This window comes from Sphingomonas parapaucimobilis NBRC 15100, from assembly GCF_000787715.1.
Lineage (GTDB): Bacteria > Pseudomonadota > Alphaproteobacteria > Sphingomonadales > Sphingomonadaceae > Sphingomonas > Sphingomonas parapaucimobilis.
Genome location: NZ_BBPI01000054.1, coordinates 1 through 15440, shown reverse-complemented (window position 1 = coordinate 15440; position 15440 = coordinate 1). Strand labels below are relative to the sequence as shown.

Below are 15440 nucleotides of genomic sequence, written 5' to 3'. Positions count from 1 at the left end.
CTTCGCCACAAGCGTTGTGCCTGCCGAACTGCCCCACCCCAACCCCTCCCCTGAAGGGGAGGGGCGACGCATGAACGCCATCCGCACCACCTGCGCCTATTGCGGCGTCGGCTGCGGCATCCGTGCGACCGTCACCGGCGACCGTAGCATCCGCATCGAGGGCGACCCTGACCACCCCGCCAATCGCGGCAGGCTCTGTTCCAAGGGCACGCATTTGGGCGAGACGGTCGGCCTCGAAGGCCGCCTGCTCACCCCCATGATCGGCAAGCGCCGCGCGTCATGGGACAAGGCGCTCGACCTGGTGGCGAAACGCTTCCGCGACACCATCGCCCAGCACGGCCCCGACAGCGTCGCCTTCTACGTCTCCGGCCAGTTGCTGACCGAAGACTATTACGTCGCCAACAAGCTGATGAAGGGCTTTATCGGCTCGGCCAATATCGACACCAATTCGCGGCTGTGCATGTCGAGCGCGGTCGCGGGTCACACCCGCGCGTTCGGCGAGGACGTGGTGCCCGCCTCCTACGAAGACATCGACGCCGCCGACCTGATCGTGCTGGTCGGCAGCAACACCGCCTGGTGCCACCCCATCGTCTATCAGCGTATCCGCGCCCGGTGCGATGCGGGCGCCAAGCTGGTGGTGATCGACCCGCGCCGCACCGAGACGGCGGAGGAAGCCGACCTGCACCTGCCGCTGCGCCCCGGCAGCGACGTGGCGCTGATGAACGGCCTGCTCGCCTGGTGCCGTGAAGCGGACGCGCTCGACGCCGCTTTCCTCGCCGATCACCTGTCGGTTCCGGCCGATTTCTGGGAAGTGTTGGGCGAGGGCAGCGATCTCTGGTCGGTCGCCAAGACCTGCGACCTGCCCCCGGCCGACCTCCGCCGCTTCTACGAGCTGTTCGCCGCCACCCCGCGCACCGTCACGCTGTTCAGCCAGGGCGTGAACCAGTCGCTGACCGGCACCGATCAGGTCAATGCGATCCTGAACGTCCACCTCGCGACGGGGCGCATCGGCAAGCCCGGCGCGCAGCCCTTTTCGATCACGGGTCAGCCCAATGCGATGGGCGGGCGCGAGGTGGGTGGGCTGGCCTCGACGCTGGCCGCGCATATGGACTTCGCCCCCGACAACCGCGCCCGCGTCCAGCGTTTCTGGGCCGCGCCGACCATCGCCGAAAAGCCCGGTCTCAAGGCCGTCGACCTCTTCCGCTCGCTGGGCGAGGGGCGGATCAAGGCGCTGTGGGTGATGGCGACCAATCCCGCCGTGTCGATGCCCGATGCGGGCCGCGTGCGCGAGGCATTGGCCGCCTGTCCCTTCGTAGTGGTCAGCGACGTGATCGCCGACACCGATACCTCGGCTTATGCCCATGTCCGCCTGCCCGCCGCCGCCTGGGGTGAGAAGGACGGGACCGTCACCAATAGCGACCGCACGATCAGCCGCCAGCGCGCGCTATTCCCGCTGCCCGGCGAGGCCAAGCCCGACTGGTGGATCGTCAAGGAGGTCGGTCGCCGCATGGGGTGGAAGACCGCGTTCGCCTATGATCGCCCCGCCGAAATCTGGCGCGAGCATTGTCGGTTGTCGGCTTACGAGAATGACGGCGCGCGCCTGTTCGCGCTGCCCGGCCGGTCGAGCGCGGGCAATGGCGACTATGATACGATGACGCCGTTCCGCTGGGGCGGCACCCCCTTTGCCGATGGCCGTTTCCCGACCGCCGATGGCCGCGCGCGACTGGTGACGGTCACGCAAAAGGCGATTTCCGGCCCGCTCGCCGCCTGGCCGCTGACGCTCAACACGGGCCGCTATCGCGACCAGTGGCACAGCATGACCCGCACCGGCCTGGCCCCCAAGCTCGCCCGTCACCGCGAGGAGCCTTTGGTGGAGGTGCATCCTGACGATGCCGCCGGGCTGAGCGTCGCCGATGGCGGGCTGGCGCGAGTGGCGACGCCGCAGGGCGACAGCCTCTACCGCGTGCGCGTGACGCCTGCGCAGCGAAAGGGCGAGATCTTCACCCCGATCCACTGGACCGACCGCACCTCGAGCGGCGGTCGCACCGGCCTGCTGCCGCGTCCGCTGGTCGATCCCGTCTCGGGCCAGCCGGGCTTCAAGCAAACCCCGGCGCGACTGGCGGCGGTCGCGACGCGCTGGCGCGGTTTCCTGATCGTCGCGGGCGAGCCGGTGCGTACTCCCAAATGCCTCTGGGCGACGCGCGTCGCGGTTCCGGCGGGCAGCCTGTGGGAGCTGGCGGGCGATGGCGATCCGACCCGGCTGGAGGCGAGCCTGCCCGCTGGCGAGCGGATCGAGGCGATCGACGCCGCGCGCGGCACGAGGCGGATCGCGATCCTGTCTGGCGGTCGGCTGGTCGCAGCGCTGTTCGTGACCGAGAGCGGCGAACTGCCCGCCCGCGACTGGCTGATCGGGCAACTGGCCGAGACAGAGGCCGCGCCGAGCCTGCTCGCCGGACGCGCACCGGGGATGCCGGTGGATCGCGGCGCGATCGTCTGCGCCTGTTTCGATATCGGGATGCGCACCATCGTCGCGGCGATCCGCGACCAGCGGCTGGCCGATGTCGCCGCGATCGGAGCCGCTTTGGGCGCGGGCACCAATTGCGGATCGTGCCGCCCCGCGCTCGCCCGCCTGCTCGCCGAGGAAACCAACCATGCCGCATGACGATTTTCCCGCCGGTTCGGTCTGGCTGGTCGGCGCAGGGCCGGGCGATCCCGATCTGCTGACCCGCAAGGCCGAGCGGCTGATCGCGGCGGCGGATGTCGTCTTCTACGACGCGCTGGTCGGCCCCTGCATCCTCGACCTGATCGCCCACGGTGCCGAGCGGATCAGCGTCGGCAAACGCTCGGGCCGTCATTCCAAGGATCAGCGGACCATCGACGCCCTGATCGTCGCGGCGGCGCTGGCGGGAAAGCGTGTCGTCCGGCTGAAGGGCGGCGACCCGGCGATCTTCGGGCGCACGGCGGAGGAAGTCACCGCCTGCCGCGCGGCGGGCGTCTTGGTGCGGATATGCCCCGGCATCACCGCCGCCAGCGCGGCGGTCGCCTCGGCCGGGACCAGCCTGACGTTACGCGGGGTGGCGCGTCGCCTGACATTGGTCACGGCCCATGCGCAGGCGGGGACGACGCTCGACCTCGACTGGACGGCATTGGCCGCATCCGATTCGACGCTCGCCATCTATATGGGCCGCGCCGCCGCCGCGACCGTCGCCCAGCAGCTGGTCGCCGCTGGCCGCAGCCCCGACACGCCGGTGCTGGTCGTGGTCAACGCCTCGCTGCCCAATGAACGAATCATCCGGGGGCGGCTGTCCTCGCTGGCCTTTCTGGTCGAGGCGATCAGCGCGCACGATCCCGCCATGCTGATCGTCGGCGAAGCGGTCGAAGCCGACCCGGCCTTCGCACGCGCACAATGTACCCCGATACGGGCAGGAGTGACCGTCGCCTGACGAATAAAGAAAGGCATGTCGGCTTTGTAAGGAAAGAAACGGGCACGCCTCGGCGCCCATGGCGGCGGGAGAGGCCAAGACTTCATCATCGCGCTGTCGCGCGGTGATGTTGGTAGAAAGTCTTGGTTTTCCGCCACTCCCGAGGCTCTAAGCCTGGGGGAGAATGGTGCCCAGAAGAGGACTCGAACCTCCACGACCTTGCGATCGCCAGCACCTGAAGCTGGTGCGTCTACCAATTCCGCCATCTGGGCACGGGGTAGGCCTGCGCCTTTAGGGTAGGGTTCGAATCCTTGTCAACGGCTTTTTTGCGAGGCAAAGGGGCGATGCACAAAAAATCTGGCGAATAGGGACGGTCATGACGAACAAGCTGGTGACGCTGATCGGCGGCGGGGGCTTTCTGGGCCGCTATGTCGCACGCGAACTGATGCGGGACGGGACGCGCGTCCGGGTGGCGCAGCGCGATCCGCGCCAGGCCTATTTCCTGCGCACGCAAGGAGGGCTGGGCCAGACGCAGTTCGTCGCGGTCGACATTGCCCGCCCCGAAACGGTCGCGCGTGCGGTCGAGGGCGCGGATGCGGTCGTCAATCTGGTCGGCGTGATGGGCCGCAATATGCAGGCCATCCATGTGGACGGTGCGCGGGCCGTGGCGGAAGCCGCTCGCAAGGCCGGGGCCGAAGCGCTGGTCCATGTCTCGGCGATCGGCGCGGACGCCAATGGCGCGGCGGCCTATGCCCGGTCCAAGGGGCAGGGCGAAGAGGCGGTGCGCGCGGCTTTCCCGAACGCCACCATCCTGCGCCCCTCGATCGTGTTCGGGCGCGAGGACCAGTTCGTGAATCGCTTCGCGGGCATGATGGCCTCACCGATCGTCCCGGTCCTGCGCGCGGGCGTGAAGTTCCAGCCGGTCTTTGCGGGCGATGTCGGCCAGGCGGTCGCCAACGCGCTGCGCGATCCCGAAGCGCATGGGGGCAAGACCTATGAGCTGGGCGGGCCGGACGTGCTGTCGATGGGCGAGTTGCTGCGCTGGATCGCGCAGGCGCTGGGTCGCAAGCCGAACTTCGTGGACGTGCCCGACTTTGCCGGGGCGCTGCTGGCCCGCCTGCCAGGCTCGCCGATCAGCTGGGACCAGTGGCTGATGCTGCAAAAGGATAATGTCGTCGCGGCCGGTGCGCCGGGCCTGGCCGCGCTGGGCGTCGAGGCCGCGCCGCTGGCGACCGTCGCACCCGAATATCTGATCCGTTTCCGCAAGGCGGGTCGCTTCGGGCGCCGGGCGGAGACTCTGGCGGCCTGAACCGTCCCAACCTGACAGTCTTTATCATTTCGCTGACAGCCTCGTCGCCCTATGGCGGCGGGGCTGTTCTAGCATTTGGGGACTCGCGTGAACGATCTGATTGCCGCCATCATCCTCGGGATCGTCGAGGGTGTCACCGAATTCCTGCCGGTGTCGTCCACCGGGCACCTGATCCTGGCGGGCGCGCTGCTCGGCTATGACGATGCGCGCTGGCAGATGTTCAACATCGTCATCCAGCTGGGGGCGATCCTGGCGGTGGTCGTCCTGTACTGGCGGACCTTCTGGACGGTCATGGTCGGCCTCGCCAAGCGCGATCCGGGTTCGATCCGCTTCGTGTGCAACCTGCTGATCGCCTTCATGCCCGCCGCCGTCATCGGCGTGCTGGCCAAGAAGCATATCGAGGCGCTGCTGCTCCAGCCCAAGGTCGTCGCGGTCGCGCTGATCGTCGGCGGCGTCGCGATCCTGGTGATCGAGCGGGTGGTGAAGCCCGGCACGACGCGCGGCATCGCGGCGGTTCCGGCCAAGACGGCGCTGGGCGTCGGCTTCCTCCAGTGCCTGGCGATGATCCCCGGCGTCAGCCGGTCGGGCGCGACGATCCTGGGCGCGCTGACCCTGGGTGTCGAGCGGCGCACGGCGGCCGAGTTCAGCTTCTTCCTCGCCATCCCCACCATGTTGGGTGCCAGCGTGGTCGAGACGGCGGGGCATCTGGATGCGATGCGCGCCGGGAACAGCGTCGGGCCGCTGGAGATCGCGATCGGCTTCGTCGTCGCCTTCATCGTCGCGCTGCTGGTGGTGCGCTGGTTCGTCGGCATTGTCGGCCGTCACGGCTTCGGTCCCTTTGCCTGGTATCGGATCGTCGCGGGCAGCATCGCGCTGGCGCTGCTGACCATGCATTGATGCCGGATCGGACCTTATTTATTGCGCATCGGTCGCAACAACCGAGTTGGATGCCATAAATCCCATTTTAGTTGGACAGCCATGTTGACCTATATGTCGATTTCGAGGTGACATAGGGTCGTTCGCGCAATATCCGCATCTTCGGAGGCGCATATGGCGAACGATTCTATGCTGAAGTTTGTAGGCCGCGATCAGGCCTATCCGGCCAAGCGGGCCGCAGAGACCCGCGCGGAGGATTTTCGCGAGATCGCCGAGCGTTATGCGCCCCCGGCGGCCGAGGACCAGGCCGGGCGCTGCTCGCAATGCGGCGTGCCCTATTGCTCGGTGCATTGCCCGCTGCACAATCATATTCCCGACTGGCTGCGCCTGACCGCGGAAGGTCGCCTGCGCGAAGCCTATGAGTTGTCGAACAGCACCTCGACCATGCCCGAGATCTGCGGCCGCATCTGCCCGCAGGACCGGCTGTGCGAGGGCAATTGCGTCATCGAGTTTTCGGGCCACGGCGCGGTCACGATCGGCTCGGTCGAAAAGTTCATTACCGACACCGCGTGGGAAGAGGGCTGGGTCGAGCCGCTGGTCCCCGGACCGGCGCGCGGCCAGTCGGTCGCGGTGATCGGCGCGGGGCCTGCGGGCCTGACGGCGGCCGAATATCTGCGCGTGTCGGGTTACGAGGTCCATGTCTATGACCGGCACGACCGCGCGGGCGGGCTGCTGACCTATGGCATCCCCGGCTTCAAGCTGGAAAAGCCCGTCGTCATGCGCCGGGTCGAGCGGCTGAAGGCGGGCGGCATCGTCTTCCACGAAGGCTTTGCGGTCGGCGAGGACGCCACGCTGGAGGAGCTGCGCCGCCGCCATGACGCGGTGCTGATCGCGACCGGCGTGTACAAGGCGCGCAATGTCGAGGTCGATGGCGCGGGCGCGAACGGCGTGATCGCCGCGCTCGACTATCTGACCGCCTCCAACCGCAAGAGCTTCGGCGACACGGTCGAGGCGTTCGAGAACGGGTCGCTGAACGCGGCGGGCAAGAATGTCGTCGTGATCGGCGGCGGCGACACCGCGATGGATTGTGTCCGCACCGCGATCCGCCAGGGCGCCAAGTCGGTGAAGTGCCTTTATCGCCGCGACCGGGCGAACATGCCGGGGTCGCAGCGCGAAGTGGCGAATGCCGAGGAAGAGGGCGCCGAGTTCGTCTGGCTCTCCGCGCCGCTCGGCTTCGAGGGCGGCGACACGGTGACGGGCGTGCGCGCCGCCAAGATGCGGCTGGGTGCGCCCGACGCCAGCGGACGGCGTGCGCCGGAGGCGGAGCCGGGTGCCGACCATCTGCTGGAGGCGGACATGGTCATCAAGGCGCTGGGCTTCGATGCGGAAGACCTGCCCAGCCTGTTCGGCACCGCCGAGCTGGGCGTCAGCCGCTGGGGCACGGTGCTGGTCGATGGCCGCACCCTGATGACCAGCCTGGACGGCGTGTTCGCGGCCGGGGACATCGTGCGCGGCGCTTCGCTGGTGGTGTGGGCGATCCGCGACGGCCGCGACGTGGCCAAGGCGATGCACCAGTGGCTGAAGGCGCGGGCCAAGGCCGGCGCGCATGAGAAGGTGGCCGCGTGATCCGCATGCTCGCCCCGCTGGCCCTGCTGCTGGCGGCGCCCGCCGTGGCGCAGACCGCGCCCGCCGCCGATGCGGGCGGGCGGATCGAGACGGCGCGGGCGCTGGTCGCCAAGCTCGACCTCGATCGGACGCTGGACTTCCAGTTTTCGGGGCTGATGCCGCTGGTGTCGGCCCAGATCGTGACCGCGATGCAGGCCGCGCCCGATATATCCCAGACCGTCAAGAACCGGCTGGCCACGCCGGAAGGGCGGCAGCAGGTCGGCGCGATCGCGACGGAGGAAATGCTGGCGGCCTTCCGCGCGCGCTATCCGGGCATCGCCGAAGTGGCGGCCGAGGAATATCGTCGGAACTTCTCCGAAGATGAGCTGAAGGCGATCATCGCCTTTTACGATTCGCCCACCGGCAAGCGCTTGCTGACCCTGCAACCGCAGTTGCAGCAGCGCCTGGCCGAGGCGGGCAAGGCGATGGGACGAGAGGCCGGCATGGCCGCTTTCCCCAAGATCCTCGCACGGATCGCGGCGCTGGGCGCGGAGAAGGGCAAGAAGTGACGCTGGCGGGCGGCCTCGGGGTTTTGGCCTTGATGTTCGGCGGCACGGTGCAGGCCGCGCCGGTGGCACAGGCCGCCCCGCGCCCGGCGGCGCTGATGCTGGCGCGGCTGCTTTATCCCGAGACGCTGATCGTCAACGCGGCCCGCACCGATGTGATGGTGGCGCAGCTGCTGGCGAGCGATCCGAAGATGCAGGCCCGCGAGGAGCGACATCCCGGCATCGTCCACGCCATTGCCGAGGCGGTGCAGCCGCTGCGCGTCCGTTCGATGCGCGAGCGGATGCCGGTCCTCTGGCAGCGTCAGGCGGCGATTTACGGTGCGGCATTCACCGATGCCGAATTGGCGACGCTGAACCGCTTCTACGCCACGCCCGCCGGGCAGGCGCTGGTCGCGACGATGCAGAGCGGCACGGTGCCGCCGACGATGACGAACGAGGCCAGGCTGGTCGACAAGGTGCGGGCGCTGCGGCCCCGGACCGAGGAGACGGTCCTGACCTGGATCACGCAGGAACAGCCCTGGGAATGGGGCGAAACGAAAAAGGCCGTGGCGGGGGTGATGACCCGGTTCGGCGTGAGTGGAGAATGACGATGGACCAGCGCGAATATCTCGCCGAGCATGGCATGTACCGTCCCGAGTTCGAGGGCGATGCGTGCGGCGTCGGCATGGTCGCGGCCACCGATGGCCAGCCCTCGCGCCGGGTCGTCCAGTCGGCGATCGACGCGCTGAAGGCGGTGTGGCATCGCGGCGCGGTCGATGCGGACGGCAAGACCGGCGACGGCGCGGGGCTGCATGTCGACCTGCCGCACCGTTTCTTCGACGACGCCATCGCCGCGTCGGGGCACAAGGTTCTCCCCAACCGGCTCGCGGTCGGCATGATCTTCATGCCGCGCACCGACCTGGGCGCGCAGGAAACCTGCCGCACCATCGTCGAGAGCGTCATCATCGAGGCGGGCTACACCATCTATGGCTGGCGCCAGGTGCCGGTCGACGTGTCGGTCATCGGCCTGAAGGCGCAGGCGACGCGGCCCGAGATCGAGCAGATCATGATCGCCGGGCCGATGCCCGACGAGGTGGATGCTGCCGAGTTCGAAAAGAACCTGTACTTGATCCGCCGCCGCATCGAAAAGCGGGTGATCGCGGCGCAGATCAGCGGCTTCTATATCTGTTCGCTGTCCTGCCGCTCGATCATCTACAAGGGGCTGTTCCTCGCCGAGAGCCTGTCGGTCTTCTATCCCGACCTGCAGGACCATCGGTTCGAGAGCCGCGTGGCGATCTTCCACCAGCGTTATTCGACCAACACCTTCCCGCAATGGTGGCTGGCGCAGCCCTTCCGCTGCCTGGCGCATAACGGCGAGATCAACACGATCCGCGGCAACAAGAACTGGATGCTCAGCCACGAGATCCGGATGGCCTCGATCGCGTTCGGCGACAATTCGGAGGACATCAAGCCGGTGATCCCGGCGGGCGCGTCCGATACCGCCGCGCTGGATGCGGTGTTCGAGGCGATCTGCCGTTCGGGCCGCGACGCGCCGACAGCCAAGCTGATGCTGGTGCCCGAGGCGTGGCAGAAGGACCTCGACGCGCCCAAGGCCCATGCCGACATGTACCAGTATCTCGCCTCGGTGATGGAGCCGTGGGACGGTCCCGCCGCCCTTGCGATGACCGACGGCCGCTGGGCGGTGGCGGGCATGGACCGCAACGCGCTGCGCCCGCTTCGCTATACGCTGACCGCCGACGGCCTGCTGATCGTCGGGTCGGAAAGCGGCATGGTCGTGGTGCCCGAAGCCACCGTGACCGCCAAGGGCCGCCTGGGGCCGGGTCAGATGATCGCCGTCGACCTTGCCGAGGGCAAGCTGTACGACGACCGCGCGATCAAGGACCAGATCTCGGGCGAGCAGGACTATGCCGCGATGATCGGTGAGTTCCTGACGATGGACCAGTTGCCCGCGCCTTCGGAAGAAGAAGCCTTGGTGCGTATGCCGCGCGCCGAAATGCTGCGCCGTCAGGTCGCGGCAGGTCAGACCATGGAGGATATGGAGCTGATCCTGTCGCCCATGGCCGAGGGCGGCAAGGAAGCCATCGGCTCGATGGGCGACGACACGCCGCTGGCGGTCATCTCCGACAAGCCGCGCCTGATCAGCCAGTTCTTCCGCCAGAATTTCTCGCAGGTGACGAACCCGCCGATCGACTCGCTTCGCGAACGCTATGTGATGTCGCTCAAGACCCGGTTCGGCAATCTCGCCAACATCCTCGACACCGAGGATCGGCGTGAGCGCGTGCTGGTCCTGCCGTCCCCGGTCCTGACCGGCGCGGACTGGCACCGATTGAAGGCGCATTTCGGTCGCTCGGCCGCCGAGATCGACTGCACCTTCGAGGCCGACGGCGGTCCCGACCGGCTGCGCGCCGCGATCCAGCGTATCCGCAACCAGGCCGAGCAAGCGGTGCGCGAGGGCCGGTCCGAGCTGTTCCTGACCGACGAGCATGTCTCCGAGGGCCGTGTCGCGATCGCGGGCGTGCTGGCGGCGGCGGCGGTGCATACGCATCTCGTCCGCCGGGGCCTGCGCAGCTATGCGTCGATCAACGTCCGCTCGGCCGAATGCCTCGACACCCATTATTATGCGGTGCTGATCGGCGTCGGCGCGACCACGGTGAACGCCTATCTGGCCGAAGCCGCGATCGTCGACCGCCATCAGCGTGGATTGTTCGGCGACCTGACCATCGAACAATGCCTGACCAACCACCGCACCGCGATCGAGGACGGGCTGCTCAAGATCATGGCGAAGATGGGGATCGCGGTGATCTCCAGCTATCGCGGCGGTTATAATTTCGAGGCGGTCGGCCTGTCGCGTGCGTTGGTCAACGACCTGTTCCCCGGCATGCCCGCCAAGATCTCGGGCGAGGGTTACAACTCGCTCCATTACTCGGCGATGGTCCGCCACGAAGCGGCCTGGGACCAGCATGTCGCGACGCTGCCGATCGGCGGTTTCTATCGCCAGCGCGACGGCGGCGAGACCCATGCCTATTCGGCGCAGTTGATGCACCTGTTGCAGACGGCGGTGGCGACCGACAGCTATTCGACCTATCTGCAATTCGCGCGCGGCGTCGGCGATCTGCCGCCGGTTTACTTGCGCGACCTGCTCCAGTTCAACTTCCCCGCCGAGGGCGTGGCGGTCGATCAGGTCGAGGCGATCACCGAAATCCGCAAGCGTTTCGTGACGCCGGGCATGTCGCTGGGCGCGCTGTCGCCTGAGGCGCATGAGACGCTGGCCATCGCGATGAACCGGATCGGCGCGAAGGCCGTGTCGGGCGAGGGCGGCGAGGACAAGCTGCGTTACCAGCCATACGACAATGGCGACAACGCCAACTCGACGATCAAGCAGATCGCCTCCGGTCGCTTCGGCGTCACGGCGGAATATCTGAACGCCTGCGACGAGATCGAGATCAAGGTCGCGCAGGGTGCCAAGCCCGGCGAGGGCGGGCAGCTGCCCGGCTTCAAGGTGACCGAGTTCATCGCCAAGCTGCGCCATGCGACGCCGGGCGTGACGCTGATCTCGCCGCCGCCGCACCACGACATCTACTCGATCGAGGATCTCGCGCAGCTCATCTATGACTGCAAGCAGATCAACCCGCGCGCGCGCGTCTGCGTGAAGCTGGTGTCGTCCGCTGGTATCGGCACGGTCGCGGCGGGCGTGGCCAAGGCGCATGCCGACGTCATCCTGGTGTCGGGCCATGTCGGTGGTACCGGCGCCTCGCCCCAGACCTCGATCAAATATGCCGGGACCCCGTGGGAAATGGGCCTGTCGGAGGTCAACCAGACGCTGACCCTGAACGGCCTGCGCGGGCGTATCCGCCTGCGTGCCGATGGTGGCCTGAAGACCGGGCGCGACATCGTGATCGCGGCGATCCTGGGGGCCGAAGAGTTCGGCATCGGCACGTTGTCGCTGGTCGCGATGGGCTGCATCATGGTGCGCCAGTGCCACTCGAACACCTGCCCGGTCGGCGTCTGCGTGCAGGACGAGCGCCTGCGCGCCAAGTTCACCGGCACACCGGAAAAGGTCATCAACTTGATGACATTCATCGCCGAGGAAGTCCGCGACATCCTGGCGCGCCTGGGCGTGCGGTCGCTGGACGAGGTGATCGGGCGGACCGAGCTGCTCCGCCAGGTCAGCCGCGGGGCCGAGCATCTCGACGATCTCGATCTCAACCCGGTGCTGGCCAAGGTCGATGCGACCGACGCCGAGCGGCGGTTCAGCCTGTCGACCTTCCGCAACGAAGTGCCCGATAGCCTGGATGCGCAGATCATCAAGGACGCCGCCGCTGTCTTCTCGCGCGGCGAGAAGATGCAGCTGACCTATTCGGTGCGCAACACGCACCGCGCGGTCGGCACCCGCTTGTCGAGCGAGATCACCCGCAAGTTCGGCATGAGCAAGCTGGCCGATGGCCATGTCACCGTGCGCCTGCGCGGGTCGGCAGGTCAGTCGCTCGGCGCGTTCCTGTGCAAGGGCATCACGCTGGAAGTGTTCGGCGACGCCAACGACTATGTCGGCAAGGGCCTGTCGGGCGGCACCATCATCGTGCGGCCCGCGGTCAGCTCGCCGCTGGCCAGCCAGAAGAACACGATCATCGGCAACACCGTGCTGTATGGCGCGACCTCGGGCCGTCTGTTCGCGGCGGGCCAGGCGGGCGAGCGTTTCGCGGTCCGCAACTCGGGCGCGGTCGTGGTGGTCGAGGGCTGCGGCGCGAATGGCTGCGAATATATGACCGGCGGCATCGCGGTGGTGCTGGGCGAGGTCGGCGCGAATTTCGGTGCTGGCATGACCGGCGGCATGGCGTTCATCTATGATCCCGAAGAGCGCTTCGCCCGCCGCGCCAACCCCGAGAACATCGTGTGGCAGCGCCTCGCCTCCGCGCATTGGGAAGGCGTGTTGCATGGCCTGGTCGAGGAACATGCGGCGCGTACCGACAGCAAGTGGTCGAAGGGCCTGCTGGAGGACTGGGACCGGGTGGCCGGGCATTTCTGGCAGGTGTGTCCGAAGGAAATGCTCACCCGTCTGGCGCATCCGCTCGACGACAGCGTCGAGGCGGTGGCGGCGGAGTAAGATGGCGGAGGGGTGTCATCGCGGGCGGAGATACCCCTCCGTCAGCCCTTCGGGCTGCCACCTCCCCTTGCAGGGGAGGAATGACACCATTTCCACCACCCGTTCAGCCTGAGCGAAGTCGAAGGCCACGTCCGAACCTTTCCCAGGATTCCGGGACAGGGCTCCCCTTGGCCTTCGACTTCGCTCAGGCTGAACGGGGCGGGGGCTTCCCAACCATGACATCCTCGGCTCCCCGTTAACCCAGATTACGGAACCGTTGCGTCGCCGTGACGGTTACGCCGCGATGAAAAAGGGGACAGCAGCATGACCATCGATCGCCACAAGATCGAACGCGGGGGATTCATCCTGTTCCTCGCGCTGATCACCATCGGCCTGATCGCGGTCATCTCGGGCTTTCTGGCGGCGCTGCTCTGGGCGGCGCTGGCCGCGATCCTGTTCCGGTCGCTGTTCCAGTGGCTGCTGACCAAGACCGGCGGTCGGCGCAACCTGGCCGCCGGGCTGACCATGCTCATCATCACTTTTGCGGTGGTGGTGCCGACCTTGCTGATCGGCAGCATGGTCGTCGATCAGGCATCGGGCGTGTATCTGAAGGTGCGCAGCGGCCAGATCGATTTCGCGCAATATTTCCAGCAGGTGCGCGATGCCCTGCCCCTGCGTCTGCGGCAGGCGATGGACAATTGGGGCATCGGCAGTGTCGAGGGGCTGCAACAGCGTATCTCACGCACGCTGAGCAGCAGCGTCAGCCAGATCGCGTCCCAGGCGCTGTCGATCGGACGCAACGCCTTTGCCTTCGCGCTGGCCTTTGGCGTGGGGCTGTATGTCGCCTTCTTCCTGATCCGCGACGGCGAGCGGCTGGGGCCGGGCTTCGTCCGTGCGCTACCGCTCGACCAGGGCGTGGCGAAGCGGCTGGTCGATACCTTCGTCGCGGTGGTTCGCGCGACGATCAAGGGCTCGGTCATCGTCGGGCTTGTGCAGGGCGCCTTGGGGGCGGTCACCTTCTGGATCGTCGGGGTGCCCGCCGCGCTGTTGTGGGGTGTGCTGATGGCGATCGCGGCGCTGCTGCCCGCCATCGGCCCCGCGATCATCTGGGGGCCGGTGGCCATCTATCTGCTCGCGACCGGCGCGATCTGGCAGGGGGCGGTGGTCGTCGCCTCGGGCGTGCTGGTCATTGGCCTTGCCGACAATATCCTGCGGCCCATCTTGGTCGGGCGCGACACGGGGCTGCCCGACTGGATCGTGTTGCTGACGACGCTGGGCGGCATCGACCTGCTGGGGCTGAGCGGCATCGTCGTCGGTCCGGTGGTCGCCGCGCTCTTCCTGGCGGGCTGGCGCATCCTGAGCGAGGAACGCGGCGTCGCCCCGCCCGAGGGCCAAGCCGCGTAGGGATGCTGGCCCATATCGGCCCGACCCCGACCCAAAGCCGATTTGCGCTGCACCATCGCGCTGCCTATGGTCCGTGGCCAAGGGCTGACCGGCCGGGGGGATCGGCCGGATGATGGGGTAGCGTGATGCGACTGCGATTGGGGGCCTGGAACATGACGGCCGGGCTCGCCTGTGCGTTGGCCGGGTGCAGCGGCGGCGGCGATGTCGCGCGCCAGGCCGGGGCCAGCGGCGCCTCTATCGAAATGCCGGTCCCTACGCCCGCGCCCGGAAAGACGACGGCCCAGCCCGATACTCTGCCCGGCGCGGTTGCGGAGAGTGGCCGTGTGACGACCATCGGCTTTCCGCAGGGGGGTGCGGGCCTGGACAGCGATGCGAAGGCGACGCTCGACCGGCTGGCGGCCGATCCGGCGGTGCGCAGCGGCAATCTGACCCTGCGCGGCCATTCGGACAGCGAGGGCGATGACGAGGCCAATCGCATCATGTCGCGCAAACGGGCCGAGGCGGTGCGCGATTATCTGGCGCGCAAGGGCCTGGATCGGAGCCGGATGCGGGTGATCGCACTGGGCGAAACCCGCCCCGTCGCCCCCAACGCCAAACCCGACGGCAGCGACGACAGCGAGGGCCGCGCGCGCAACCGCCGGGTCGAGATCGAAGTCGAGCGCGGCGGCTGATCGCCGCAGTGCCGACGATTGCCGACCCGACGGTCGGATCGTAAGGCCGGGTCATGGCCAAGGGTGATCGACTGGCGCGACTCGACGCGCATCGCGAAGATAGGGAAGGCGAGTATCGCGAGGCGCTGGTCGCCGCGCTGCGGACCACGGCAGCGGGCAAATGGGGGCTGTTCGATCATCGCAAGGACCGGGTGGCGCGCGCGGCGGTGGCACCGGTCGTGGCGCAGCTGACCGAGATGGGCGGGGAGATCGACAAAGCCCGGGAGCAGCTGGGCCTGCCGCCCTTCGCGCTTCATGCGGCGTTTCTGGCCTCGCGCGGTCCAGTCGGGCCGGAGGCGGTGGGGGAGCCCAAACAGGCCCAGGCGTGGCTCGATCGCCTGGCGGCGGAGGGGTAAATGTCGTTCCTCCCCGGTACGGGGAGGGGGACCATCCGAAGGATGGTGGAGGGGAAGTGCCACCTAGAGTTGAAAGCGATCAGCATTGCACGGTTTCGGCCCCTCCCCTGAA

At 68.0% G+C, this 15440-nt stretch carries 11 protein-coding genes and 1 tRNA gene; 11 read left to right on the top strand and 1 reads right to left on the bottom strand.

The window, feature by feature from the left end; translation table 11 throughout:
• Window positions 1-70 precede the first annotated feature (70 nt).
• Window positions 71-2662 carry a nitrate reductase gene (locus SP5_RS09485; protein ID WP_042487539.1) on the top strand — a complete coding sequence of 864 codons (2592 nt, stop codon included), beginning with the start codon at window positions 71-73 and terminating at the stop codon, window positions 2660-2662.
• On the top strand, window positions 2652-3443 hold the full coding sequence (gene cobA / locus SP5_RS09480; protein ID WP_042487536.1) for a uroporphyrinogen-III C-methyltransferase: 792 nt from the start codon (window positions 2652-2654) through the stop codon (window positions 3441-3443). Before SP5_RS09485 ends, cobA begins: the two co-directional genes overlap by 11 nt.
• Before the next feature lie 164 nt (window positions 3444-3607).
• On the opposite strand, the gene SP5_RS09475 is transcribed toward cobA, so the two are convergent.
• Window positions 3608-3694 (bottom strand) — tRNA-Leu (locus SP5_RS09475).
• Window positions 3695-3798: 104 nt separating this feature from the next.
• Here SP5_RS09475 and SP5_RS09470 point away from each other — a divergent pair.
• The 9 genes from SP5_RS09470 (at window position 3799) to SP5_RS09430 (ending at window position 15328) form a co-directional block, all read left to right on the top strand.
• Complete coding sequence (locus SP5_RS09470) at window positions 3799-4731, top strand: complex I NDUFA9 subunit family protein (protein ID WP_042487533.1); 933 nt, start codon at window positions 3799-3801, stop codon at window positions 4729-4731.
• A gap of 87 nt (window positions 4732-4818) precedes the next feature.
• The gene (locus SP5_RS09465) at window positions 4819-5628 is read left to right on the top strand and encodes an undecaprenyl-diphosphate phosphatase (RefSeq protein WP_042487531.1); all 810 of its coding nucleotides are present in this window, start codon (window positions 4819-4821) and stop codon (window positions 5626-5628) included.
• A 153-nt stretch (window positions 5629-5781) separates the two neighbouring features.
• A complete protein-coding gene (locus SP5_RS09460; RefSeq protein WP_042487527.1) occupies window positions 5782-7233 on the top strand; it encodes an NAD(P)-dependent oxidoreductase in 1452 nt (483 codons plus the stop codon).
• A 5-nt stretch (window positions 7234-7238) separates the two neighbouring features.
• Window positions 7239-7781, top strand: a complete 543-nt coding sequence (locus tag SP5_RS09455; protein ID WP_245613449.1) for a DUF2059 domain-containing protein — start codon at window positions 7239-7241, stop codon at window positions 7779-7781.
• Between the two features lie 32 nt (window positions 7782-7813).
• Complete coding sequence (locus SP5_RS09450; protein WP_245613448.1) at window positions 7814-8365, top strand: DUF2059 domain-containing protein; 552 nt, start codon at window positions 7814-7816, stop codon at window positions 8363-8365.
• Window positions 8362-12879 carry a glutamate synthase large subunit gene (gene gltB, locus SP5_RS09445; RefSeq protein ID WP_157013651.1) on the top strand — a complete coding sequence of 1506 codons (4518 nt, stop codon included), beginning with the start codon at window positions 8362-8364 and terminating at the stop codon, window positions 12877-12879. The genes SP5_RS09450 and gltB overlap by 4 nt, the downstream gene beginning before the upstream one ends.
• Before the next feature lie 303 nt (window positions 12880-13182).
• Window positions 13183-14262 (top strand): AI-2E family transporter, encoded by a 1080-nt coding sequence (locus SP5_RS09440; protein WP_042487518.1) that lies wholly within the window; start codon window positions 13183-13185, stop codon window positions 14260-14262.
• 152 nt (window positions 14263-14414) lie between these two features.
• Window positions 14415-14933, top strand: a complete 519-nt coding sequence (locus SP5_RS09435) for an OmpA family protein (RefSeq protein ID WP_052811480.1) — start codon at window positions 14415-14417, stop codon at window positions 14931-14933.
• A 53-nt stretch (window positions 14934-14986) separates the two neighbouring features.
• The gene (locus SP5_RS09430; RefSeq protein ID WP_042487515.1) at window positions 14987-15328 is read left to right on the top strand and encodes a hypothetical protein; all 342 of its coding nucleotides are present in this window, start codon (window positions 14987-14989) and stop codon (window positions 15326-15328) included.
• Window positions 15329-15440 lie beyond the last annotated feature (112 nt).